Source organism: Pseudomonas sp. BW7P1 (assembly GCF_024981055.1).
GTDB lineage: Bacteria > Pseudomonadota > Gammaproteobacteria > Pseudomonadales > Pseudomonadaceae > Aquipseudomonas > Aquipseudomonas bananamidigenes.
Map to the genome: position 1 here is coordinate 1,081,941 of NZ_CP103374.1, position 25,099 is coordinate 1,107,039.

Genomic DNA, 25,099 nt, shown 5'->3' on the forward strand with positions numbered 1-25,099 from the left:
CATTAAACCCGGAATGCCCGGGTTTTTTATTGCGTCGCAAATTATTGCGGCGAGGTGTCCAGTGGCTCTGGTGTCGGAACCGGTACGGTTTCCACGCCATCGACGTCCTTCTGGATCTGATCCAGCAAGGAACCTGGCTTGACCGGTTTTTCCGGTTTTGGCTTCTCGGCGTTTTCGGCAGGAGCGGTCACGGTGGTGCCGCTGTCTTTGCCAAGAATGGCTTCGTCACGGCTCACACCCGGCATGAAGTCACCGGAGAGGCTGACAAGACGGTCATTCGAGTCGAAAAAGACACTCATGCGTTCCTGCTGGCGTTCACCGCCACCCGGTTGCAGGCTGTACAGATAATCCCAGCGATCGGCATGGAACGTGTCGACAAGCAGAGGGTTGCCCATGATAAACCGTACTTGTGGCCGGGTCATTCCCGGGCGCAACTGGTCTATCATGTCCTGCGTGACGACATTGCCCTGCTGGATGTCGATTTTGTAAACCCCGGGGAATGAACAACCGGCGAGTGCGAGCAGTCCCACAAAGGTGAAACTGGTTAGCAAGAGCTTGGTGTTTTGCATCGGTGGGCGACTTCCACTATCTTGGCTGGGACAACGTAAACGCCGATCATACCCGCATTAAGAGAAGCTGCGAAGCAGCATCGCGAGAAAGCTGACCATGGTTGAAAATAGCGAACTACGCAAAGCCGGCCTCAAAGTGACCCTGCCACGGGTCAAGATCCTGCAAATGCTCGACTCTACCGAGCAGCGTCACATGAGTGCCGAGGACGTCTACAAGGCGTTGATGGAGGCGGGCGAGGACGTCGGTCTGGCCACGGTTTACCGTGTTCTGACCCAGTTCGAAGCCGCTGGCCTTGTGGTCCGTCACAACTTCGACGGCGGCCACGCGGTATTCGAGCTGGCCGACGGTGGTCACCACGACCATATGGTCAATGTGGACTCCGGCGAGGTTGTCGAGTTCGTCAGTCCGGAAATCGAAAAACTCCAGAAGGCGATCGCCGAGGCGCATGATTTCGAGCTGGTGGATCACAATCTGGTGCTGTACGTACGCAAGAAAAAGTAAGCATGTCGCGCGAATTTCACGTTCGCGAAACGAACGAAGGCGACCCAAGGGTCGCCTTCGTGCTTTCTGTGGTGCTCAAACCTTTGCGGTAACGACCATCTTCCTGGCGTGGGCCAGAGACTCTTTGGTCAAATCGATACCGCCGAGCATCCTTGCGACTTCTTCTATACGGTCATTCTTGCTCAGCTTCGAGACGGCGGTGTGAGTCGCCTGTTCACCGCGCACCTTGTGCACGAATAGATGTTGATGCCCCTGAGCCGCCACTTGCGGCAAGTGCGTAACGGTCAGTACTTGCCCGCGTTCACCCAGGCGTCGCAGCAACTGGCCGACGATCTCGGCGGTCGGGCCGCCGATGCCCACGTCCACTTCGTCGAAGACCAGTGTCGGCACGCGCGACGTCTGGGCAGTGATGACCTGAATCGCCAGACTGATTCGTGAGAGTTCGCCGCCGGATGCCACTTTGGCCAGGGCTTTCAACGGTTGGCCGGGGTTGGCGCTGACCAGCAGTTCAACCTGCTCGAGGCCGTTGGGCTGGAGCTCGCCGCTGACGTTGGGGCGAAGTTCGATGGTGAAGCGCCCGCCAGGCATGCCCAGTCGTTGAATCTCCTGCTCCACGGCGTCGGCCAGGCTGCCAGCAGCCTGATGGCGCAGATCGCTCAGCTCGCGAGCCTTTTCCTGATAGTGGCGAGCAAATGAGGCGAGCTCCTCGCCCAAGCGTTCGATGGATTCGTCGTTGGCATTCAGGGTTTCGATTTCATCCAGCAGTTTTTGCTGCATTTCGGCCACTTCGGTCGGCTGGATCCGGTGCTTGCGAGCCAGGGTATAGATGGCGTCGAGGCGTTCCTCCAGATATTGCAGGCGTGCCGGGTCGGCATCGAAGTTGTCGAGGAAGCGGTTCAGCTCGCCAACGGCCTCTTCGACCTGGATCTGCGCACTGGTCAGCAAACTGCTGGCCTCGCCCAGGGCGCCGATGGAATTGTTTACGCTGGACAGGCGATTGAGGCTGGCGGTCAGCGCGTTCAGCACATTGCCGGAATCGCTTTCGCTGCATTGTTCTACCACTTGCCGGCAGATACCCAGCAGGGTTTCGGCGTTGGTCAGGTTCTTGTGTTCCTGTTCCAGTTCTTCCAGTTCGTTCTCGCCGAGCCCGAGGTTTTCCAGCTCTTCGAGTTGATAGCTGAGCAGTTGATGGCGGGCGCGCTGTTCGTCGCCGGAGTTGGACAGACGTTCCAGCTCCTGGCGAGTCTGGCGCCAGCGCTGGGCGGCCAGTTGTACCTGACGGGCGAGATCGGTGGCGCCGGCGTACTCGTCGAGCAGTCGACGATGCGTGTCGGTCTTGAGCAGGGATTGGTGTTCGTGCTGGCTGTGGATGTCGATCAGCAGCTCACCGAGGGCCTTGAGATCGCCGAGCGGGCAGGGCGTGCCATTTATATAGCCGCGTGAACGACCTTCGGAGGTGATGACCCGGCGCAGGATGCACGGGCCATCGTTTTCCAGGTCGCGCTCGGCCAGCCAGGTGCGGGCTTCGGGAATGTCGGCCAGATCGAAGGTCGCCAGGATGTCGGCCTTGTCCGCACCCGGGCGAACCACGCCGCTGTCGGCGCGATCGCCGAGTGTGAGACCGAGCGCGTCGAGCATGATCGATTTGCCGGCGCCGGTTTCCCCGGTAATCACGCTCATCCCGCGATCGAGTTCGAGATCGAGATGTTCGACGATGGCGTAGTTGTGTACGGACAGGTGCACCAGCATAAAGGCCGCTCCCAGGCTTCAGGTCTGGTTATTTATACAGTGTTTTGTTTCGGCCTGACAATGCCCTCGCTTAGCTCGATTGGTTTGACCCGATCAAATGCTTATCGCAGCTGGAAATGACAAAGCAGCACTTTTTTGTAGGGTTAATCGTTGTCAGCCCTTGAAGCCTGATTTTGCGGCCCCATATACCGGGGCAGAAGCGCGAGTCGAGCTCGCGGACGATATTGAAAGGAGAATTCTATGGCTGACGAACAGACAGTAGATACGCAGAATCCAGAAGCCAATCAGGCGCCCGAGACCTCGGGTGATGACCTGGCGACCCGTGTACAAGTGCTCGAAGAGCAATTGGCCGCCGCGCAGGATCAATCTCTGCGCGTAGCTGCCGATCTGCAGAACGTCCGCCGCCGTGCCGAGCAAGACGTCGAAAAGGCGCACAAATTTGCGCTGGAAAAATTCGCCGGCGATCTGCTGCCGATCGTCGACAGCCTGGAGCGCGGCCTCGAGCTGTCGAATCCGGACGACGAAAGCATCCGTCCGATGCGCGAAGGCATCGAGCTGACCCTGAAAATGTTCCAGGACACCCTCAAGCGCTATCAGCTTGTCGCGGTCAGTCCGCAGGAAGGTGAGCCGTTCAATGCCGTCGAGCATCAGGCAATGGCCATGCAGGAGAGTGCCGTCATGGAGCCAAACAGCGTTCTGAAGGTGTTCCAGAAGGGCTATCAGCTCAATGGCCGCCTGCTGCGTCCGGCGATGGTCGTGGTCAGCAAGGCGCCGGCGCCGGTTTCGCCTTCGATTGACGAGAAGGCTTGAAATTAGCCGCAAGGCCCCCATTTAGAAGTCAAGCGTTTAAGTATTACCGCAGTTAGCCACCACTGCTGCGGCAACCAAATCCAAAGTTTCGGGAGAGTGAACATGGGCAAAATTATCGGTATCGACCTGGGGACTACCAACTCCTGCGTCTCCGTGCTGGAAAACGGCCAGGCCAAAGTAATTGAAAACGCCGAAGGCGCGCGCACCACGCCGTCGATCATTGCTTACGCCAACGATGGCGAAATTCTGGTCGGTCAGTCCGCCAAGCGTCAGGCTGTAACCAACCCGCACAACACACTGTTCGCGGTGAAGCGCCTGATCGGCCGTCGCTTCGATGAAGAAGTCGTACAGAAAGACATCAAGCTGGTGCCTTACAAAATCGTCAAGGCCAGCAATGGTGATGCGTGGGTCGAGGCTGCCGACAAGCAAATGGCTCCGCCGCAGATCAGCGCCGAAGTCCTGAAGAAAATGAAGAAGACCGCCGAAGACTACCTCGGCGAAGCGGTGACCGAAGCGGTCATCACCGTTCCGGCGTACTTCAACGACAGCCAGCGTCAGGCGACCAAAGATGCCGGTCGCATCGCCGGTCTGGACGTAAAACGTATCATCAACGAACCAACCGCAGCCGCTCTGGCTTACGGTATGGACAAGGCCAAGGGCGATCACACCGTGATCGTTTACGACCTGGGTGGTGGTACTTTCGACGTGTCCGTGATCGAAATCGCTGAAGTCGATGGCGAGCACCAGTTCGAAGTGTTGGCCACCAACGGCGACACCTTCCTGGGTGGTGAAGACTTCGACATGCGCCTGATCGACTATCTCGTCGACGAGTTCAAGAAAGAGTCCGGCATGGATCTGAAGAACGATCCACTGGCCCTGCAGCGTCTGAAAGAAGCCGCTGAAAAGGCGAAGATCGAGCTGTCTTCCTCTCAGTCGACCGACGTCAACCTGCCGTACATCACTGCAGACGCGACCGGTCCGAAGCACCTGAATGTGAAGATCTCCCGTGCCAAGCTCGAGTCGCTGGTCGAAGATCTGGTGAACCGCACCATCGAGCCATGCCGCATCGCTCTGAAAGACGCCGGTATCGACGCCAGCAAGATCGACGACGTGATTCTGGTCGGTGGTCAGACTCGTATGCCGCTGGTGCAGAAGGCGGTGACCGATTTCTTCGGTAAGGAAGCACGCAAGGACGTGAACCCGGACGAAGCCGTTGCCATGGGTGCTGCCATCCAGGGCGCCGTTCTGGCCGGTGACGTGAAAGACGTTCTGCTGCTCGACGTCAGCCCGCTGACCCTGGGTATCGAAACCATGGGCGGCGTGATGACCGCGCTGATCGAGAAAAACACCACGATTCCTACCAAGAAATCGCAAGTGTTCTCGACTGCCGACGACAACCAGGGCGCCGTGACCATTCACGTCCTGCAGGGCGAGCGCAAGCAAGCCGCACAGAACAAGTCGCTGGGCAAGTTCGACCTCTCCGAGATTCCACCGGCTCCACGCGGTGTGCCACAGATCGAAGTGACCTTCGACATCGACGCCAACGGCATCCTGCACGTCGGTGCGAAAGACAAGGCGACCGGTAAAGAGCAGAAGATCACCATCAAGGCCAGCTCTGGTCTGTCGGATGAAGAAGTCCAGAAAATGGTGCGTGACGCCGAGCTGAACGCCGAGGAAGACCGCAAGTTCGAAGAGCTGGCAGGCGCCCGTAACCAGGGTGACGCGCTGGTGCACTCGACTCGCAAAATGGTCACCGACGCTGGCGACAAAGTGACTGCAGAAGAGAAGACTGCAATCGAGGCCGCCGTGGTTGCCCTGGAAGCTGCTGTGAAGGGTGACGACAAGGCTGCCATCGAAGCGAAGATCGAAGAGCTGTCGAAAGTCTCCGCTCCGGTTGCCCAGAAGATGTACGCCGAACAGGCTCAGCCTGCTGAAGGCGCGGCGCAGCACGACGAGAAAGCTGAAAAGGCTGACGATGTCGTCGATGCCGAGTTCGAAGAAGTAAAAGACCACAAGTAAGTTGTTGGTCGCCCGGTTGACTGCCTTGCGGCGGTGACTGGTAGGATGTCGCCGCGCGGGAGCTTGCTCCCGCGTTGGCGTATCTGGAATACGCGAATTTTTACAGCATGCGTCAATGTGCGCGTGTGGGTGGCATGGCCGGAAATGCTCCTGCTTTTCGAGCTGAAAGTGCCACATGAATCAAAGACCAGGATCGTTGAATAGACGTGAGTTGGGTCCGGGCCTGTATTGGGGCTCAGCGAGTTTGGCGATCCTCAGGAGGGGTTTGCCGGACGTCCTCAAGAGTGCAAAGACTTATGGCAAAACGTGACTATTACGAAGTGTTGGGTGTTGAGCGCGGCTCAAGCGACGCCGACCTGAAGAAGGCCTATCGTCGATTGGCGATGAAGCATCACCCGGACCGTAATCCCGGTGACAAGGCATCGGAAGAACTGTTCAAAGAGGCCAACGAGGCCTATGAAGTATTGTCCGATTCCAGCAAGCGTGCGGCGTACGACCAGTATGGTCACGCCGGTGTCGACCCAAGCATGGGTGGCGGCGGTGCCGGCTTCGGCGGGCAGAATTTCTCCGACATCTTCGGCGATGTCTTCAGTGATTTCTTCGGTGGTGGTCGCGGCGGTTCCCGTGGTGGTGCCCAGCGTGGCAGCGACCTGCGCTACACCCTGGAGCTGAATCTGGAAGAGGCGGTGCGCGGTACCACTGTCAATATCCGCGTTCCGACGCTGGTCAACTGCAAGCCATGCGATGGTTCGGGCGCCAAGAAAGGTTCGTCGCCATCGACCTGCCCGACGTGCGGCGGCATCGGTCAGGTGCGCATGCAGCAAGGTTTCTTCTCGGTGCAGCAGACCTGCCCGCGTTGCCATGGTCAGGGCAAGATCATTTCCGACCCGTGCGATTCCTGCCACGGCGAAGGTCGTGTCGAAGAATACAAAACCCTTTCCGTCAAAGTGCCGGCCGGTGTCGATACCGGTGATCGCATCCGTCTTTCCGGCGAAGGCGAGGCGGGCACCCAGGGTGGCCCGACCGGTGACCTCTACGTGGTGATCAATGTGCGTGAGCACGAGATCTTCCAGCGTGACGGCAAGCATCTGTTCTGCGAAGTGCCGATCAGCTTTGTCGACGCGGCGCTGGGCGGCGAGCTGGAAGTTCCGACCCTTGACGGTCGCGTCAAGCTGAAGATTCCGGAAGGTACCCAGACCGGCAAGCAATTCCGCGTGCGTGGCAAGGGTGTGGCGCCGGTGCGTGGCGGCGGAGCCGGCGACCTGATGTGTCGTGTGGCGGTCGAGACCCCGGTCAACCTGAATCGTCGTCAGCGTGAATTGCTCGAAGAGTTCCGCAGTTCCCTGGCAGATGACAACAGTCATTCGCCGAAGACCGCTGGCTGGTTCGATGGTGTGAAGCGCTTCTTCGGCGATCTGTAAGGAGTCGGCATGCGACGTATAGCTGTGATGGGCGCCGCCGGGCGCATGGGCAAGATCCTGGTCGAAGCCGTGCAGCAGCGCGCGCCGCTGACCGGTCTGACGGCTGCCGTCGTTCGTCCTGGCAGTACGCTGATCGGGGTGGACGCCGGTGAGCTGGCGTCGCTGGGTCGAATCGGCGTACCGCTGTCCGGGAATCTGGAATCGGTCGCGGAAGAATTTGATGTCCTGATCGACTTCACTCTGCCGGAGGTCATGCTGAAGAACCTGGCGTTCTGCCGCAAGGCCGGCAAGGCCATGGTGATCGGCACGACCGGGCTGGATGCCGCCCAGAAGCAGTTGCTGGCCGAGGCGGGCAAGGACATTCCGATCGTCTTCGCGGCCAACTTCAGCGTCGGTGTCAACCTGTCGCTGAAGCTGCTCGACATGGCGGCTCGGGTGCTGGGAGATGATGCAGACATCGAAATCATCGAAGCCCATCACCGGCACAAGATCGATGCGCCGTCGGGCACGGCCCTGCGCATGGGTGAGGTGATTGCCAATGCGCTGGATCGTGACTTGCAGAAAGTCGCGGTCTATGGTCGTGAAGGGCATACCGGTGCCCGTGAGCGTGAAACCATCGGTTTCGCCACTGTTCGCGGCGGTGATGTGGTGGGCGATCACACGGTGCTGTTCGCCTGCGAGGGCGAGCGTCTGGAGATCACCCACAAGGCTTCGAGTCGCATGACATTCGCCAAGGGGGCGGTGCGTGCGGCGTTGTGGCTGGATGCTCGCGAGCCCGGTCTTTACGACATGCAGGACGTGCTCGATTTGCGTTGAGCCTTGCTGGAGCCCGGTGCAAACGCTCTGTTTGTGCCGGGTTTGCTCCGCCGAGCGACACCCTGTCGCATTCTCAAGCCTTTCAGGCTCATTGGCGGTAGACCAAAAATCCCTTTTTCTGTAAGCTACAGCTTTAGTGTGTCCACTAAAAGCGCGCAGAATAATTCCAGTGAAGAAGCGGGGTGACGTGTCCATACGTCACTCCGCTTTTTTACAACCTGCGATTGCCCTTTCATGCGTTATTTACGGGAGGTCTTCTTGACTAAGCCAGCCATACTCGCCCTTGCTGATGGCAGCATTTTTCGCGGCGAAGCCATTGGAGCCGACGGTCAGACCGTTGGTGAGGTGGTGTTCAACACCGCAATGACCGGCTATCAGGAAATCCTTACCGATCCTTCCTACGCCCAGCAGATCGTTACCCTGACTTACCCGCACATCGGCAACACCGGCACCACGCCGGAAGACGCCGAGTCCAATCGCGTCTGGTCCGCCGGCCTGGTCATCCGTGACCTGCCGCTGGTAGCAAGCAACTGGCGTAACACGATGTCCCTGTCCGATTACCTGAAAGCCAACAACGTTGTGGCGATCGCCGGTATCGACACCCGTCGCCTGACCCGCATCCTGCGTGAAAAAGGCGCCCAGAACGGCTGCATCATGGCCGGCGACAATATCTCCGAAGAAGCGGCCATCGCCGCTGCGCAAGGCTTCCCGGGCCTGAAGGGCATGGATCTGGCGAAAGTCGTCAGCACCAAGACCCAGTACGAATGGCGCTCCACTGTATGGGAGCTGAAAACCGACAGCCATGCGACCATCGAAGCCTCCGAGCTGCCATACCACGTGGTTGCCTACGACTACGGCGTCAAGGTCAACATCTTGCGCATGCTGGTCGAGCGCGGCTGCCGCGTGACTGTCGTGCCGGCGCAAACCCCGGCGGCCGACGTGCTGGCCCTGAATCCGGATGGCGTGTTCCTGTCCAACGGCCCTGGCGATCCGGAGCCTTGCGACTACGCGATCAAGGCGATCAAGGAAGTGCTGGAAACCGAGATTCCGGTGTTCGGCATCTGCCTCGGTCACCAGTTGCTGGCCCTGGCCTCCGGCGCCAAGACCCTGAAGATGGGCCACGGCCACCATGGTGCCAACCACCCGGTTCAGGATCTGGACACTGGCGTAGTGATGATCACCAGTCAGAACCACGGTTTTGCGGTTGACGAAGCGACCCTGCCAGCCAACGTCCGCGCGATCCACAAATCGCTGTTCGACGGCACCCTGCAAGGTATCGAGCGCACCGACAAGAGCGCGTTCAGCTTCCAGGGTCACCCTGAAGCCAGCCCGGGCCCGAACGATGTGGCGCCCCTGTTTGACCGCTTCATCAACGAGATGGCCAAGCGACGCTAAGCGTTCGCCTTGAGACTGTAGCGAGAAGCTCTCGAAGGCGGCCCCGGAACCGGCGGCCCCTTCGGGACTTCAGAAATCGATCAAGACGGCTTGCCGACTGACCTGCGGATTTGAGTGACAACCCATGCCAAAACGTACAGACATTAAAAGCATCCTGATTCTCGGCGCTGGCCCGATCGTTATCGGCCAGGCCTGTGAATTCGACTACTCCGGCGCCCAGGCCTGCAAGGCCCTGCGCGAAGAGGGCTACCGCGTCATCCTGGTGAACTCCAACCCGGCCACCATCATGACCGACCCGGACATGGCCGACGCGACCTACATCGAGCCGATCAAATGGCAGACCGTTGCCAAGATCATCGAAAAAGAGCGTCCGGATGCGGTACTGCCGACCATGGGCGGCCAGACCGCGCTGAACTGCGCCCTGGACCTGGAGCGCGAAGGCGTCCTGGAAAAATTCGGCGTGGAAATGATCGGTGCCAACGCCGACACCATCGACAAGGCCGAAGACCGCTCGCGTTTCGACAAGGCGATGAAAGCCATCGGTCTGGAATGCCCGCGTTCCGGTATCGCCCACAGCATGGAAGAAGCCAACGCCGTGCTCGAGCGCCTGGGCTTCCCGTGCATCATCCGTCCGTCCTTCACCATGGGCGGCACCGGTGGTGGTATTGCGTACAACCGTGAAGAGTTCGAAGAAATCTGCGCACGCGGTCTGGACCTGTCGCCGACCAAGGAACTGCTGATCGACGAATCGCTGATCGGCTGGAAAGAGTATGAAATGGAAGTTGTCCGCGACAAAAAGGACAACTGCATCATCGTCTGCTCGATCGAAAACTTCGACCCGATGGGCGTGCACACCGGTGACTCGATCACCGTCGCTCCGGCCCAGACCCTGACTGACAAGGAATACCAGATCCTGCGTAACGCCTCGCTGGCGGTATTGCGCGAGATCGGCGTCGAGACCGGCGGTTCCAACGTGCAGTTCGGTATCTGCCCGAACACCGGCCGCATGGTCGTGATCGAAATGAACCCGCGTGTATCGCGCTCTTCGGCCCTGGCTTCGAAAGCCACCGGTTTCCCGATCGCCAAGGTTGCGGCCAAACTGGCGGTCGGCTACACCCTCGACGAACTGTCGAACGACATCACCGGCGGCAAGACCCCGGCGTCGTTCGAACCGTCCATCGACTACGTCGTCACCAAGATGCCGCGCTTCGCTTTCGAGAAGTTCGCCAACGCTGACGCGCGTCTGACCACTCAAATGAAGTCCGTAGGCGAAGTCATGGCCATCGGCCGCACCTTCCAGGAGTCCCTGCAGAAAGCTCTGCGCGGTCTGGAAGTGGGTGTTTGCGGCCTGGACGAGAAAATCGACCTGAGCAACCCGGAAAGCATGAGCGTGCTCAAGCGCGAATTGACCGTGCCGGGTGCCGAGCGGATCTGGTACGTGGCGGACGCCTTCCGCGCCGGTATGACTGTCGAAGAAATCTTCGGCATGAACATGATCGACCCGTGGTTCCTGGTGCAGATCGAAGATCTGATCAAGGATGAAGAGAAGGTCAAGACCCTCGGTCTGTCCGCAATCGACCGCGACCTGATGTTCAAATTGAAGCGCAAGGGCTTCTCCGACCAGCGTCTGGCCAAACTGCTGGGCGTTACCGAGAAGAACCTGCGCACTCACCGCCACAAGCTGGAAGTGTTCCCGGTCTACAAGCGCGTCGACACCTGCGCTGCCGAGTTCGCCACCGACACTGCCTACCTGTACTCGACCTACGAGGAAGAGTGCGAAGCGGCGCCGTCCGGTCGCGACAAGATCATCATTCTCGGCGGTGGCCCTAACCGTATCGGCCAGGGCATCGAGTTCGACTACTGCTGCGTACACGCGGCACTGGCGCTGCGCGATGACGGTTACGAGACCATCATGGTCAACTGCAACCCGGAAACCGTATCGACCGACTACGACACTTCCGACCGCCTGTACTTCGAGCCGGTGACCCTGGAAGACGTGCTGGAAATCTGCCGTGTCGAGAAGCCGAAAGGCGTGATCGTCCAGTACGGCGGCCAGACGCCTCTGAAACTGGCTCGCGCTCTCGAAGCGGCCGGTGTGCCGATCATCGGCACCAGCCCCGACGCCATCGACCGTGCGGAAGACCGTGAACGCTTCCAGCAAATGGTTGAGCGTCTGAATCTGCGTCAACCGCCAAACGCTACCGTACGCAGCGAAGATGAAGCTGTCCGTGCTGCCGCGAAGATCGGTTACCCGCTGGTGGTGCGTCCGTCCTACGTACTGGGCGGCCGGGCGATGGAAATCGTCTACAAGGAAGAAGAGCTCAAGCGTTACCTGCGTGACGCGGTGCAAGTGTCGAACGACAGCCCGGTTCTGCTCGACCACTTCCTCAACTGCGCCATCGAGATGGACGTGGATGCGGTCTGCGACGGCAAGGACGTAGTGATCGGCGCAATCATGCAGCACATCGAACAGGCGGGTGTTCACTCCGGTGACTCCGCATGCTCGCTGCCGCCGTACTCGCTGCCGGCACACATTCAGGACGAGATGCGCGAGCAGGTCAAGAAAATGGCCCTGGAACTGGGCGTGGTCGGCCTGATGAACGTTCAGTTGGCATTGCAGGGCGAAGACATCTACGTCATCGAGGTCAATCCGCGCGCTTCTCGTACCGTGCCGTTCGTGTCGAAGTGCATCGGTGTTTCCCTGGCGATGATCGCTGCCCGCGTGATGGCCGGTAAGACCTTGAAGGAAATCGGCTTCACCAAGGAGATCATTCCGAACTTCTACAGCGTGAAAGAGGCGGTGTTCCCGTTCGCCAAGTTCCCTGGCGTAGACCCGATCCTCGGCCCGGAGATGAAGTCCACCGGTGAAGTGATGGGCGTCGGCGACACCTTCGGCGAGGCCTTCGCCAAGGCCCAGATGGGTGCCAGCGAAGTGCTGCCGACCGGCGGTACCGCGTTCATCAGTGTGCGTGACGATGACAAACCTCTGGTTGCAGGCGTGGCCCGCGATCTGATCAACTTGGGCTTCGAAGTGGTCGCCACCGCCGGCACTGCCAAGCTGATCGAAGCCGCAGGCCTGAAAGTGCGTCGCGTGAACAAGGTGACCGAGGGTCGTCCGCACGTGGTCGACATGATCAAGAATGACGAAGTCACTTTGATCATCAACACCACCGAGGGTCGCCAGTCGATCGCCGACTCTTACTCCATTCGTCGTAACGCCTTGCAGCACAAGATCTACTGCACCACCACTATTGCTGCTGGCGAAGCGATCTGCGAAGCGCTGAAGTTCGGTCCTGAGAAGACAGTACGCCGCTTGCAGGATCTACACGCAGGATTGAAGGCATGAATAAATACCCAATGACCGTCCAGGGCTCCAAGGCCCTGGAAGAAGAGCATGCTCACCTGACCAAGGTCGTTCGTCCGAAGCTCAGCCAGGACATCGGTACGGCCCGCGAGCTGGGTGATTTGAAGGAAAACGCTGAATACCATGCTGCCCGTGAGCAACAAGGCATGGTCGAGGCGCGTATTCGTGATATCGAAGGTCGTCTGCAGAACGCGGTGATCATCGACGTGACGACCATTCCGCACACCGGCAAAGTGATTTTCGGCACGACCGTCGAGATCGCCAACGTCGAGACCGACGAAAGCGTGACTTACCAGATCGTGGGTGAGGACGAAGCGGACATCAAACTCGGCAAGATTTCGGTCGGCTCGCCGATCGCCCGCGCCTTGATCGCCAAGGAAGAGGGCGACACCGTCGTCGTGAAAACGCCGGGCGGCGATATCGAGTATGAGATTGTCGAAGTCCGTCACATCTGAGACAAGGCGCCCGCTGCGTGCGGGTGCCATGCTCTGGCAGCTGGCCCAGATGTTGTGGGTTGGCGGTCTATGGCTGGTGCACCTCGGTCTGCGGCCGGTGCTGGGCCAGATTGGTCTCGCACCGCTGCTGATCGACGAGGTCGCCAGTGCGTTTGAAGTACCGGTGGTGGGTTTCGCTGCCGCGTGCGTGATTTTTCAGGCCTTGGTGCTGGTGCGGGCCGAGGGCCTTGCCAGTTTATGGCGGGATTTTCGTGGGCAGGTGTTGCTGATGGCGCTGTATGCGAGTGCGATGTATGTCGCCGTGCGTGTCGGCTGGCCGGATGCGCAGCGCTGGCAGGTATTCAGTTATCTTGTTTTGGGGTTTTCCGGGCTGGTACTGGTGATGCAGCCGGTGCCGGGGTGGAGTGCCAGGGTGCGCGAAGCACACCCTTGACCTTGTTCATCACTTGAAGCGATGAACGTTCGACAGCTGCTTGTTGACGCTGAAGTTCCTGCGGTAAATCAGTGCCATTTTGCCGATGACCTGAACCAGATCGGCATTGCCGGCCTTGCACAGTTCTGCAATGGACGCCAGGCGATCCTCGCGATCGAGGATGTTGAGCTTGATCTTGATCAGCTCATGGTCCGCCAGGGCGCGCTCGAGTTCGGCTAGAACACCCTCAGTCAAACCGTTGTCCGCCACGATCAATACCGGTTTCAGATGGTGACCAATGGATTTGTACTGTTTCTTCTGCTCTGGAGTGAGCGGCATAATCTGACCCTTTCGTCTGGATTCTGTAAAATGGCGGCCATTTTACCCGAGGGCTCGTGGATCCGCCCAATTAATCACGACCCTAATCAACGAGGTGCCCAATGGCGCGTTCCAAGACAAGCCTTGGTTGGCTGAAACGACATGTCAACGATCCTTATGTGAAACAGGCGCAGAAGGATGGCTACCGCTCGCGTGCGAGTTACAAGCTTCTGGAGGTCCAGGAGAAATACAAACTGATTCGTCCCGGCATGAGCGTGGTCGATCTGGGTGCTGCGCCCGGTGGCTGGTCGCAGGTTACCAGCCGTCTGATCGGTGGTCAGGGCCGTCTGATCGCCTCGGACATTCTGGAAATGGACGGCATTCCGGACGTGACCTTCATTCAGGGGGATTTCACCCAGGATGAAGTGCTGGCTCAGATCCTTGAAGCCGTGGGTAATTCGCAAGTGGACCTTGTGATTTCCGATATGGCCCCCAATATGAGTGGTACGCCTGCCGTAGATATGCCGAAAGCCATGTTTCTGTGCGAGCTGGCGCTTGATCTGGCAGAGCGGATACTCAAGCCGGGTGGTAATTTTCTGATCAAGATTTTCCAGGGAGAAGGGTTCGACACTTATTTGAAGGACGCTCGTCAGAAATTCGACAAGGTCCAGATGATCAAGCCGGATTCTTCCCGTGACAGTTCCCGCGAGCAATACATGCTGGCTTGGGGCTACCGCGGCGGTAGCATGTAAAACGAGTTTTTTTGGCGGGGTGATAGGTTTTTCGTATTTCGCCCTCCGTGCATAAGCGAATATTGTGTAGAAAGTGTTTCACAAAGGGTTACAGACGGCGCCTGCCAGAGCTGTAGGTAATGTAGTAAGTTAAGCCGGTGAATATCATGCGAAGCGCGCGCCATCAGCGGAGCTTGCTTCAGAGGGTAGTTAATTGAACGATATGGCAAAGAATCTGATCCTGTGGTTGATCATCGCGGCTGTCCTGGTGACGGTGATGAACAACTTCTCCAGCCCTAACGAGCCGCAGACCCTCAACTATTCCGACTTCATCCAGCAGGTCAAGGATGGCAAGGTCGAGCGCGTGGCCGTCGATGGCTACGTGATTACCGGCAAGCGCAACGATGGCGACAGCTTCAAGACCATTCGTCCGGCGATTCAGGACAATGGCCTGATCGGCGATCTGGTCGACAACCATGTCGTGGTCGAAGGCAAGCAGCCTGAGCAGCAAAGCATCTGGACCCAGCTTCTGGTGGCCAGCTTCCCGATTCTGGTCATCATTGCGGTATTCATGTTCTTCATGCGCCAGATGCAGGGCGGCGCAGGTGGCAAGGGCGGGCCGATGAGCTTTGGCAAGAGCAAGGCTCGCCTGCTCTCCGAGGATCAGGTGAAGACCACGCTGTCGGACGTTGCCGGTTGCGACGAAGCCAAGGAAGAAGTTGGCGAGCTGGTAGAGTTTCTTCGCGATCCGGGCAAATTTCAGCGCCTGGGCGGTCGCATTCCTCGCGGCGTACTGATGGTCGGTCCTCCTGGTACCGGTAAAACCTTGCTGGCCAAGGCAATTGCCGGCGAAGCCAAGGTGCCGTTCTTCACCATTTCCGGTTCCGACTTCGTCGAAATGTTCGTCGGTGTCGGCGCCAGCCGTGTTCGTGACATGTTCGAACAGGCCAAGAAGCACGCCCCCTGCATTATCTTCATCGACGAGATCGACGCCGTTGGTCGCCATCGTGGCGCCGGCATGGGTGGTGGTCACGACGAGCGCGAACAGACGCTCAACCAGTTGCTGGTGGAGATGGACGGTTTCGAAATGAATGACGGCATCATCGTCATTGCTGCAACCAACCGTCCTGATGTGCTGGATCCTGCCTTGCTGCGCCCTGGTCGCTTCGACCGTCAGGTTGTGGTCGGTTTGCCGGACATCCGTGGTCGCGAGCAAATCCTCAAGGTACACATGCGCAAGGTGCCAATGGGTGATGACGTTGCTCCGGCCGTTATCGCGCGCGGTACTCCGGGCTTCTCCGGTGCTGATCTGGCCAACCTGGTCAACGAGGCTTCGCTGTTCGCTGCCCGCGCCGGCAAACGCATCGTTGAAATGAAAGAGTTCGAGCTGGCCAAGGACAAGATCATGATGGGCGCCGAGCGCAAATCCATGGTCATGTCCGAGAAAGAAAAGCAGAACACCGCTTATCACGAAGCAGGCCACGCAATCGTCGGTCGTGTCGTGCCAGAGCATGATCCGGTCTACAAGGTTTCGATCATTCCTCGCGGTCGTGCGCTGGGTGTGACCATGTTCCTGCCGGAAGAAGATCGCTACAGCCTGTCCAAGCGCGCGCTGATCAGCCAGATCTGCTCGCTGTACGGCGGCCGTATCGCTGAGGAAATGACTCTGGGCTTCGACGGAGTGACCACTGGCGCCTCCAACGACATCATGCGTGCCAGCCAGATTGCACGGAACATGGTGACCAAGTGGGGCCTGTCTGAAAAACTCGGCCCGTTGATGTATGCGGAAGAAGAAGGCGAAGTGTTCCTCGGTCGTGGCGGTGGTGGTCAGAACGCCAGTTTCTCTGGTGAAACGGCCAAGCTGATCGACTCGGAAGTGCGAAGCATCATTGATCAGTGTTATGGCACCGCCAAGCAGATTTTGACGGACAACCGTGACAAGCTTGACGCCATGGCCGACGCCCTCATGAAGTACGAGACTATCGACTCCGAGCAGATCGACGACATCATGGCAGGACGCACGCCTCGTGAGCCTCGTGACTGGTCGGGTGGCGCCGGTACACCGCCTCCGGTTGTTCGGGATGAGCGTCCGGAAACACCGATTGGCGGTCCGGCTGCCGACGTTTAAGGTTTGAAATGACTTCTGTACAGTCCCTGACCCGGTTGCCTTGCGGCAGCCGGGTTCTTGATTTGGCCCGGACGCATGTCATGGGCATTCTCAATGTCACTCCCGATTCCTTTTCCGATGGTGGCCGATACAGCCAGCTTGATGCAGCGTTGCGTCACGCCGAGGCGATGGTTTCTGCCGGTGCAACTTTGATCGACGTGGGTGGTGAGTCCACTCGGCCAGGTGCGCGAGCAGTGTCACCGCTGGAGGAGCTTGAGCGTGTGGCGCCGATTGTCGAGCTGATCAATCGCGAGTTGGATGTGGTCATATCCGTTGATACCTCGACCCCAGCCGTCATGCGGGAAACCGCGCGTCTGGGGGCCGGGCTGATCAATGACGTTCGATCGTTGCAGCGTGACGGCGCTCTGGATGCGGCGGCGGCCACCGGGTTACCGGTCTGCCTGATGCACATGCTGGGTGAGCCCGGCAATATGCAGGACAACCCGCATTATCAGGATGTCACCCGGGAAGTGGGTGAGTTTCTCGCCGAGCGTATGGAGCGATGCGCCTCAGTCGGTATACCCGCCGAACGGATCATTCTTGATCCGGGCTTCGGCTTCGCCAAAACCCTTCAGCACAATCTAAGCTTGTTCAAACACATGGAAGCTCTCCATGCATTGGGTCGACCTCTGCTGGTGGGCGTTTCGCGAAAAAGCATGATCGGACAGACCCTTGATCGCCCGGTGGGGGAGCGCCTTTCTGGTGGTCTGGCTCTGGCTGCGCTGGCGTCGGTCAAGGGGGCGCGTATTTTGCGCGTCCATGATGTGGCAGAAACGGTGGATGTCGTGCGCATGATCGCAGCCGTGGAATCAGCCGAATAAGAATGATGGAGCACTTATGAGCAAGAAATATTTTGGTACCGACGGCATTCGTGGCCGCGTTGGCGAGTACCCGATCACTCCTGACTTCATGCTCAAGCTTGGCTGGGCTGCCGGTATGGCTTTCCGGAAAATGGGCGCCTGCAAGGTGCTCGTTGGCAAGGACACGCGGATTTCCGGGTATATGTTCGAGTCGGCCCTGGAGGCCGGTCTGACATCGGCGGGTGCCGATGTCATGTTGCTTGGTCCGATGCCGACGCCTGCCATCGCTTATCTGGCGCGTACCTTTCAGGCTGAGGCCGGTATCGTGATCAGTGCCTCGCACAATCCCCACGATGATAATGGCATCAAGTTTTTTTCCGGCCGGGGCACCAAATTGCCGGATGAGCTGGAACTGATGATCGAGGAATTGCTCGACACACCGATGACCGTCGTCGAGTCGAGCAAGATTGGCAAGGTGTCGCGAATCAACGACGCCTCTGGCCGCTACATCGAATTCTGCAAGAGCAGTGTGCCAACCAACACCAGCTTTGCCGGTCTGAAGATTGTTATCGACTGCGCGCACGGTGCAACCTACAAGGTCGCGCCGAGTGTGTTTCGCGAGCTGGGTGCCGATGTCGTCGTCTTGTCCGCCCAGCCCGACGGGTTGAACATCAACGACAACTGTGGCTCGACTCACATGGGGCCATTGCAGGCGGCGGTGCTTGCCGAGCGGGCTGATCTGGGGATCGCATTCGATGGTGACGGCGACCGCGTGCTGATGGTCGATCATACCGGTGCGATAGTCGATGGTGATGAGCTGATCTTCATCATTGCTCGCGATCTGCATGAGCGTGGCAAGTTGCAGGGCGGTGTCGTCGGCACGCTGATGAGTAACCTCGGCCTGGAACTGGCCCTGGCGGATCTGGGGATTCCTTTTGTGCGTGCCAACGTGGGTGACCGATATGTCATTGCCGAGTTGCTGGAGCGCAACTGGCAGGTCGGCGGTGAGAACTCGGGGCACGTCGTCTGCTTCAATCACACCACAACGGGTGATGCGATCATCGCGGCCCTGCAGGTGCTGATGTCGCTCAAGACTCGCGGTGAAAGTCTGGCTCAAACCCGCCAGTCCCTGCGCAAATGTCCACAAGTGCTGATCAATGTGCGTTTCGGCGGTGGCGACAGCCCTCTCGAACACCCGGCTGTCAAGGAGGCCAGCAAGCGTGTGACCGAAGCCATGGCTGGGCGTGGACGTGTGCTTCTGCGCAAGTCCGGGACAGAGCCTCTGGTGCGCGTCATGGTCGAAGGTGAGGACGAAAACCAGGTTCGTGGCTATGCCGAAGAGCTGGCAAAACTGGTAACTGAAGTTTCTGCCTGATACAGCTTGCCAGTCTTGATTGTGTTGGGTAACATCTGCGCCCACTTTGACCGACGAGGTACAGCATGCGTCGCCCTATGGTAGCTGGTAACTGGAAGATGCACGGTACCCGCGCCAGCGTCGCTGAGCTGATCAACGGCCTTCGTCATCTGGCCTTGCCAAGCGGTGTTGATGTCGCGGTATTCCCGCCTTGCCTGCATATCAATCAAGTGATTGATGGTTTGAAAGGAAAATCGATTTCGGTTGGTGCGCAGAACTCTGCGGTGGAATCGATGCAGGGTGCGTTGACTGGTGAAGTTGCGCCGAGTCAGTTGGTGGATGCGGGATGTTCCCTGGTGCTTGTCGGGCATTCCGAGCGCCGCCAGATCATGGGCGAGCGAGACGGGATGCTGAATCGCAAGTTCGCAGCGGCACAGGCATGTGGCTTGATTCCGGTGTTGTGTGTGGGGGAGACCCTGGAGCAGCGTGAGGCCGGAAAGACTCTTGAAGTTGTCGGGCGTCAGCTGGGCAGCATCATCGAGGAGCTCGGTGTCGGTGCCTTTGCAAAAGCGGTGATCGCATACGAGCCGGTCTGGGCCATTGGTACCGGGCTGACTGCAACGCCACAACAGGCTCAGGATGTGCATAAGGCCATTCGTGAGCAGTTGGCGGCGGAGAATTCTGAAGTTGCTCGAAATGTGCGGCTTCTATACGGCGGCAGCGTGAAGGCGGCCAATGCGGTCGAGCTGTTCGGCATGCCGGATATCGATGGGGGGCTCATTGGTGGGGCCTCCCTGAATGCAGATGAGTTCGGTGCGATTTGTCGCGCCGCGGGAAACTGAAAAAATGCTGGAAACAGTCGTAGTCGTTTTTCATCTGCTGGGTGCATTGGGCGTAGTTGCTCTGGTTTTGCTGCAGCAGGGTAAGGGTGCGGACGCTGGTGCGTCTTTCGGAGCAGGTGCTTCAAATACTGTGTTCGGAAGCCAAGGTTCCTCTACCTTTCTTAGTAAGTTTACTGCTATACTTGCCGCCGGTTTCTTCATAACCAGCTTGGGGTTAGGATACTTTGCTAAAGAGAAGGCTCATCAGCTGACTCAAGCAGGATTGCCAAACCCAGCGGTATTGGAGGTTCCAAAGCAACAACCGGCTTCTGATGATGTCCCGGTGCTTCAAGAGCAAAAGTCGGCTAGTCCAGCGACTGACGTACCTCAAGCTCAAGAGCAGAAGTAAGAAGAGTTTCAAACGTAGTTTTGCCGAGGTGGTGGAATTGGTAGACACGCAACCTTGAGGTGGTTGTGCCCATAGGGTGTAGGGGTTCGAGTCCCCTTCTCGGTACCAATTAGTCAGGAGAGCCCGCTGTTGCGGGCTTTCTTGCAGGTGGAAGGTTACATTGACCCTCCAGGGGATCGGTCGTATACTTCCGCCCCAGCTTTGTCGCGGGGTGGAGCAGTCTGGTAGCTCGTCGGGCTCATAACCCGAAGGTCGTCGGTTCAAATCCGGCCCCCGCAACCAGTTTAAGGAGCCCCTTTTAAGGGGCTTTTTGTTAGCTGGACACTTTCAACGCCGCTGTTCGACGGCGTTTCAAGGATGGGCGTTTCGCCCATTTTTTATTTTGCAAAGCATGCACATACATGCACGAGGGGGTTCAGGTGTCGAGCAAGCTAGAAGAGTTGCAGGCCTTGTTGGCCCCGGTGGTCGTGGCCCTGGGCTATGAATGCTGGGGTATTGAGTTCTCGGCTCAAGGTCGTCACTCAATGTTGCGCGTTTATATCGATAAGGAGGGCGGCGTGCTGGTGGACGATTGTGCCATTGTCAGCCGTCAGATCAGCGGTGTGCTGGATGTTGAAGATCCGATCTCCGTTGAATACACCCTTGAAGTTTCCTCGCCTGGCATGGAACGCCCACTGTTCACTCTTGAGCAGTTTGCCAAATTTGCCGGTGAACAAGTAAAGATCAGGCTGCGCTCGCCTTTTGAAGGACGACGCAACTTTCAGGGCCTTCTGCGCGGTGTAGAAGATCAGGATGTCGTGGTGCAGGTAGATGACCATGAGTTCCTGTTGCCGATCGATATGATCGACAAGGCCAACATTATTCCCAGTTTTGACTGAGACGCGGATCCCGCGGATCCAATGGCTTGCGAAAGGCGAGGCGTACGATGAGCAAAGAAGTACTGCTGGTTGTTGAGTCGGTATCCAATGAAAAGGGCGTACCGGCAAGCGTAATTTTTGAAGCGCTGGAGCTGGCTCTGGCCACCGCTACCAAAAAGCGTTTTGAAGACGAAGTTGATCTGCGTGTGGAAATCAATCGCCACACCGGTTCTTACGAAACTTTCCGTCGCTGGACGGTCGTCGAAGAGAATGATCTCGATGATCCGGCTATCGAAACCTGGCCAAGCAAGGTTGCCGAAACGCACCCTGGCGCCAAGGTCGGTGACGTCGTCGAAGAAAAGATCGAATCCATCGAGTTCGGCCGCATCGCTGCGCAGACCGCCAAGCAGGTCATCGTGCAGAAAGTGCGCGAAGCCGAGCGCGCTCAAGTGGTAGACGCCTATCGCGAGCGCCTGGGTGAAATCATCTCCGGCACCGTGAAAAAAGTGACCCGCGATAACGTGATCGTTGATCTGGGCAATAACGCTGAAGCGTTGCTCGCCCGCGAAGACATCATTCCCCGCGAAACTTTCCGTGTCGGCGTGCGTCTGCGTGCGCTGCTCAAGGAAATCCGCACCGAGAACCGTGGTCCGCAGCTGATCCTGTCGCGCACCGCGCCGGAAATGCTGATCGAGCTGTTCCGTATCGAAGTGCCGGAAATTGCTGAAGGTCTCATCGAAGTAATGGCCGCTTCCCGTGATCCGGGATCGCGCGCCAAGATTGCCGTCCGCTCCAAGGACAAGCGCATCGACCCGCAGGGTGCCTGCATCGGTATGCGCGGTTCGCGTGTGCAGGCCGTGTCGGGCGAGTTGGGTGGCGAGCGTGTCGACATCGTCCTTTGGGACGACAACCCGGCGCAGTTCGTGATCAATGCCATGTCGCCGGCGGAAGTGGCGGCCATCATCGTTGACGAAGATGCCCACGCGATGGATATCGCCGTCGCCGCAGACAACCTGGCTCAGGCCATCGGTCGTGGTGGTCAGAACGTGCGTCTGGCCAGCCAGCTGACTGGCTGGACCCTGAACGTGATGACCGAGTCGGACATCCAGGCCAAGCAGCAAGCGGAAACCGGCGACATCCTGCGCAACTTCATCGACGAGCTGGAAGTCGACGAGGAGCTGGCTCAGGTGCTGGTCGACGAAGGCTTTACCAGCCTGGAAGAGATTGCCTACGTACCGTTGGAAGAAATGCTCAACATCGACGGCTTTGACGAAGACATCGTCAACGAGCTTCGCGCTCGTGCCAAGGATCGCCTGTTGACCAAAGCCATCGCTACTGAGGAAAAACTGGCAGACGCCCATCCGGCCGAAGACCTGCTCTCGCTTGAGGGTATGGACAAGGATCTGGCGGCGGAACTGGCGGTGCGCGGCGTAGTTAACCGCGAAGACCTGGCCGAGCAGTCGATTGACGACCTGCTCGACATCGACGGTATCGACGAAGAGCGTGCCGGCAAGTTGATCATGGCCGCCCGAGCCCACTGGTTCGAGTAATTAGGCGCGGCCTGAGGAGAGAAGTGCATGACGCAAGTCACGGTGAAACAACTGGCCGATGAGGTCAAAACACCGGTAGAGCGCCTGTTGCAGCAGATGCGTGAGGCAGGTCTGCCGCACACCGCCGCCGAAGAACATGTGACTGACAGTGAGAAGCAGTCCCTGCTGACTCATTTGAAGAGCAGCCACAAGGCGAAAGTGGAAGAACCACGCAAGATCACGCTGCAGCGTAAAACCACCAGCACCCTGCGTGTGGCTGGCAGCAAAAGCATCAGCGTTGAAGTTCGCAAGAAGAAAGTTTTCGTACAGCGTAGCCCGGAAGAAATCGAAGCCGAGCGCAAGCGTGAACTGGATGAGCGTCGTGCAGTAGAAAATGCTGCTCGTCAAAAGGCTGAAGAAGAAGCCCGTGCTCGCGCCGAAGAAGAAGCGCGTCGCCAGCCTGCTCCGGTCGTTGCTCCTGAACCTGTTGCAGAGCCTGCCCCTGTGGTCGAGCCAGTGCGTGAAGCCGCTCCGGTAGCGCCTGCTGCGCCGGTTGCCGACACTCGCAAGCGTGACGAACAGCGCCGTCCGGACAAGTCTCGTGCCGACGACAACAACCGTCGTGGCGGTGGTGATGGCGAGCGCAAGAACGCTCCGCACCGCGCTTCGGTCAAGGAAAAGGCTCCGGCTCCACGTGTGGCGCCGCGCACTACCGACGAAGAAAGCGATGGCTTCCGTCGCGGCGGCCGTGGCAAGGCCAAGCTGAAGAAACGCAATGCTCACGGTTTCCAGAGCCCGACCGGGCCTGTGGTGCGTGATGTGCGAATCGGCGAAACCATCACTGTGGGCGATCTCGCCCAGCAGATGTCGGTAAAAGCTGCTGAAATCATCAAGTTCATGTTCAAGCTGGGTACGCCGGCGACCATCAACCAGGTACTGGATCAGGAAACTGCCCAGCTGGTTGCTGAAGAACTGGGCCATAAAGTGACTCTGATCAGCGACACGGCTCTGGAAGACTCCCTGGCCGAGTCCCTGAAGTTCGAAGGTGAAGAGGTTCCACGTGCGCCGGTCGTGACCGTAATGGGTCACGTTGACCACGGTAAGACTTCCCTGCTCGACTACATCCGTCGTGCCAAGGTCGCTGCTGGCGAAGCCGGCGGTATCACCCAGCACATCGGTGCGTACCACGTTGAAACCGAGCGCGGCATGGTCACCTTCCTCGACACCCCGGGTCACGCCGCGTTTACCGCCATGCGTGCCCGTGGTGCCAAGGCGACCGACATCGTGATCCTTGTGGTTGCGGCGGACGACGGCGTGATGCCGCAAACCATCGAAGCCGTTCAGCACGCTCAGGCGGCTGGTGTTCCTCTGGTGGTCGCGGTGAACAAGATCGACAAGCCGGGCGCTGATCTCGATCGCATCCGCAGCGAGCTGTCGACTCATGGCGTGACCTCTGAAGACTGGGGTGGCGATACACCTTTCGTGCCGGTTTCGGCGAAGATGGGTACTGGTGTCGACGAACTGCTCGAGGCTGTACTGCTGCAGGCTGAAATACTTGAACTGAAGGCCACTCCATCGGCTCCTGGCCGTGGTGTCGTGGTTGAGTCGCGTCTGGACAAGGGCCGTGGCCCGGTGGCCACCGTTCTGGTTCAGGACGGTACGCTGCGTCAAGGTGACATGGTGCTGGTCGGCTCGAATTACGGTCGCGTGCGAGCCATGCTCGACGAGAACGGCAAGCCGATCAAGGAAGCAGGCCCGGCCATTCCGGTCGAGATCCTCGGCCTGGACGGTACGCCTGACGCTGGTGACGAGATGAGCGTGGTTGCCGACGAGAAGAAAGCCCGTGAAGTGGCTCTGTTCCGTCAAGGCAAGTTCCGCGAAGTCAAACTGGCTCGTGCTCACGCCGGCAAGCTGGAAAACATCTTCGAAAGCATGGGTCAGGAAGAGAAGAAGACGCTCAACATCGTCCTCAAATCCGACGTCCGTGGTTCTCTGGAAGCACTGCAGGGCGCTCTGAACGGCCTGGGCAACGACGAAGTGCAAGTGCGTGTGGTCGGCGGCGGTGTCGGTGGTATCACCGAGTCCGATGCCAACCTGGCACTGGCTTCCAACGCTGTACTGTTCGGCTTCAACGTGCGTGCCGATGCCGGCGCACGGAAGATTGTCGAGCAGGAAGGTCTGGATATGCGTTACTACAACGTGATCTACGACATCATCGAAGACGTCAAGAAAGCCCTGACCGGTATGCTTGGCAGCGATGTTCGCGAGAACATCCTCGGTGTGGCCGAAGTCCGTGACGTGTTCCGCTCGCCTAAGTTCGGCGCCATCGCCGGCTGCATGGTGATCGAGGGTACCGTTCACCGTAACCGTCCGATCCGCGTACTGCGTGAAGACATCGTGATCTTCGAAGGCGAGCTGGAATCCCTGCGTCGCTTCAAGGATGACGCTTCCGAAGTGCGTGCCGGCATGGAGTGCGGTATCGGCGTGAAGAGCTACAACGACGTCAAGGTCGGTGACAAGATCGAAGTCTTCGAGAAGGTTCAGGTTGCTCGCAGCCTCTGACTCGCGCACTTCAAGGGCCGCGTCGGGCCGTCGCATGAA

At 58.7% G+C, this 25,099-nt stretch carries 21 protein-coding genes and 2 tRNA genes; 20 read left to right on the forward strand and 3 right to left on the reverse strand.

Translation table 11 applies throughout. The annotated features are described in order from the left end of the window. Window positions 1-41: 41 nt before the first annotated feature. The gene (locus NWV16_RS04725) at window positions 42-569 is read right to left on the reverse strand and encodes an outer membrane protein assembly factor BamE (RefSeq protein WP_260522159.1); all 528 of its coding nucleotides are present in this window, start codon (window positions 567-569) and stop codon (window positions 42-44) included. Between the two features lie 97 nt (window positions 570-666). Between NWV16_RS04725 and fur the strand changes: the two genes are divergently transcribed. Then, window positions 667-1,071, forward strand: coding sequence for a ferric iron uptake transcriptional regulator (gene fur, locus NWV16_RS04730; protein ID WP_260522160.1), 405 nt, complete (start codon window positions 667-669; stop codon window positions 1,069-1,071). A 75-nt stretch (window positions 1,072-1,146) separates the two neighbouring features. Here the strand turns inward: fur and recN are convergent, their stop codons facing one another. Further along, complete coding sequence (gene recN, locus NWV16_RS04735) at window positions 1,147-2,820, reverse strand: DNA repair protein RecN (protein WP_260522161.1); 1,674 nt, start codon at window positions 2,818-2,820, stop codon at window positions 1,147-1,149. Between the two features lie 240 nt (window positions 2,821-3,060). Between recN and grpE the strand changes: the two genes are divergently transcribed. The 8 genes from grpE (at window position 3,061) to NWV16_RS04775 (ending at window position 13,533) form a co-directional block, all read left to right on the forward strand. After that, complete coding sequence (gene grpE, locus NWV16_RS04740) at window positions 3,061-3,630, forward strand: nucleotide exchange factor GrpE (protein WP_065259965.1); 570 nt, start codon at window positions 3,061-3,063, stop codon at window positions 3,628-3,630. A gap of 102 nt (window positions 3,631-3,732) precedes the next feature. Continuing rightward, on the forward strand, window positions 3,733-5,649 hold the full coding sequence (gene dnaK, locus NWV16_RS04745) for a molecular chaperone DnaK (RefSeq protein WP_260522162.1): 1,917 nt from the start codon (window positions 3,733-3,735) through the stop codon (window positions 5,647-5,649). A gap of 296 nt (window positions 5,650-5,945) precedes the next feature. Continuing rightward, window positions 5,946-7,070: a molecular chaperone DnaJ gene (gene dnaJ, locus NWV16_RS04750; protein ID WP_260522163.1), complete on the forward strand. Its 1,125-nt coding sequence runs from the start codon at window positions 5,946-5,948 to the stop codon at window positions 7,068-7,070. A gap of 9 nt (window positions 7,071-7,079) precedes the next feature. Beyond that, a complete protein-coding gene (gene dapB / locus NWV16_RS04755; RefSeq protein WP_260522164.1) occupies window positions 7,080-7,886 on the forward strand; it encodes a 4-hydroxy-tetrahydrodipicolinate reductase in 807 nt (268 codons plus the stop codon). Window positions 7,887-8,144: 258 nt separating this feature from the next. Further along, the gene (gene carA / locus NWV16_RS04760; RefSeq protein WP_065259971.1) at window positions 8,145-9,281 is read left to right on the forward strand and encodes a glutamine-hydrolyzing carbamoyl-phosphate synthase small subunit; all 1,137 of its coding nucleotides are present in this window, start codon (window positions 8,145-8,147) and stop codon (window positions 9,279-9,281) included. A gap of 124 nt (window positions 9,282-9,405) precedes the next feature. Then, window positions 9,406-12,627, forward strand: a complete 3,222-nt coding sequence (carB, locus tag NWV16_RS04765; protein WP_260522165.1) for a carbamoyl-phosphate synthase large subunit — start codon at window positions 9,406-9,408, stop codon at window positions 12,625-12,627. Beyond that, window positions 12,624-13,100 (forward strand): transcription elongation factor GreA, encoded by a 477-nt coding sequence (gene greA, locus NWV16_RS04770; RefSeq protein WP_007953757.1) that lies wholly within the window; start codon window positions 12,624-12,626, stop codon window positions 13,098-13,100. The genes carB and greA overlap by 4 nt, the downstream gene beginning before the upstream one ends. Window positions 13,101-13,128: 28 nt before the next feature. Further along, window positions 13,129-13,533 carry an MFS transporter gene (locus NWV16_RS04775; RefSeq protein WP_260522166.1) on the forward strand — a complete coding sequence of 135 codons (405 nt, stop codon included), beginning with the start codon at window positions 13,129-13,131 and terminating at the stop codon, window positions 13,531-13,533. Between the two features lie 9 nt (window positions 13,534-13,542). On the opposite strand, the gene NWV16_RS04780 is transcribed toward NWV16_RS04775, so the two are convergent. Continuing rightward, window positions 13,543-13,851, reverse strand: a complete 309-nt coding sequence (locus NWV16_RS04780; protein WP_260522167.1) for a YhbY family RNA-binding protein — start codon at window positions 13,849-13,851, stop codon at window positions 13,543-13,545. Window positions 13,852-13,952: 101 nt separating this feature from the next. Here NWV16_RS04780 and rlmE point away from each other — a divergent pair, with 101 nt between their 5' ends. From rlmE to infB, 11 genes are all read left to right on the forward strand, one after another. Next, complete coding sequence (gene rlmE / locus NWV16_RS04785; protein WP_065259975.1) at window positions 13,953-14,582, forward strand: 23S rRNA (uridine(2552)-2'-O)-methyltransferase RlmE; 630 nt, start codon at window positions 13,953-13,955, stop codon at window positions 14,580-14,582. Between the two features lie 202 nt (window positions 14,583-14,784). Next, on the forward strand, window positions 14,785-16,689 hold the full coding sequence (ftsH, locus tag NWV16_RS04790) for an ATP-dependent zinc metalloprotease FtsH (RefSeq protein WP_065259976.1): 1,905 nt from the start codon (window positions 14,785-14,787) through the stop codon (window positions 16,687-16,689). A gap of 8 nt (window positions 16,690-16,697) precedes the next feature. Next, window positions 16,698-17,549: a dihydropteroate synthase gene (gene folP, locus NWV16_RS04795; RefSeq protein ID WP_260522168.1), complete on the forward strand. Its 852-nt coding sequence runs from the start codon at window positions 16,698-16,700 to the stop codon at window positions 17,547-17,549. 16 nt (window positions 17,550-17,565) lie between these two features. After that, complete coding sequence (gene glmM / locus NWV16_RS04800) at window positions 17,566-18,903, forward strand: phosphoglucosamine mutase (protein WP_260522169.1); 1,338 nt, start codon at window positions 17,566-17,568, stop codon at window positions 18,901-18,903. Between the two features lie 65 nt (window positions 18,904-18,968). Then, a complete protein-coding gene (tpiA, locus tag NWV16_RS04805; RefSeq protein WP_260522170.1) occupies window positions 18,969-19,724 on the forward strand; it encodes a triose-phosphate isomerase in 756 nt (251 codons plus the stop codon). A 4-nt stretch (window positions 19,725-19,728) separates the two neighbouring features. Next, window positions 19,729-20,112, forward strand: coding sequence for a preprotein translocase subunit SecG (gene secG, locus NWV16_RS04810; protein ID WP_260522171.1), 384 nt, complete (start codon window positions 19,729-19,731; stop codon window positions 20,110-20,112). Window positions 20,113-20,134: 22 nt separating this feature from the next. Then, window positions 20,135-20,220: transfer RNA gene (locus NWV16_RS04815), tRNA-Leu, on the forward strand. Window positions 20,221-20,317: 97 nt separating this feature from the next. Continuing rightward, window positions 20,318-20,394, forward strand: a tRNA-Met gene (locus tag NWV16_RS04820). Window positions 20,395-20,531: 137 nt separating this feature from the next. Beyond that, a complete protein-coding gene (rimP, locus tag NWV16_RS04825) occupies window positions 20,532-20,990 on the forward strand; it encodes a ribosome maturation factor RimP (RefSeq protein ID WP_260523480.1) in 459 nt (152 codons plus the stop codon). A gap of 47 nt (window positions 20,991-21,037) precedes the next feature. Next, a complete protein-coding gene (gene nusA / locus NWV16_RS04830) occupies window positions 21,038-22,519 on the forward strand; it encodes a transcription termination factor NusA (protein WP_260522172.1) in 1,482 nt (493 codons plus the stop codon). Window positions 22,520-22,546: 27 nt separating this feature from the next. After that, window positions 22,547-25,060, forward strand: a complete 2,514-nt coding sequence (gene infB / locus NWV16_RS04835) for a translation initiation factor IF-2 (protein WP_065259981.1) — start codon at window positions 22,547-22,549, stop codon at window positions 25,058-25,060. Window positions 25,061-25,099 lie beyond the last annotated feature (39 nt).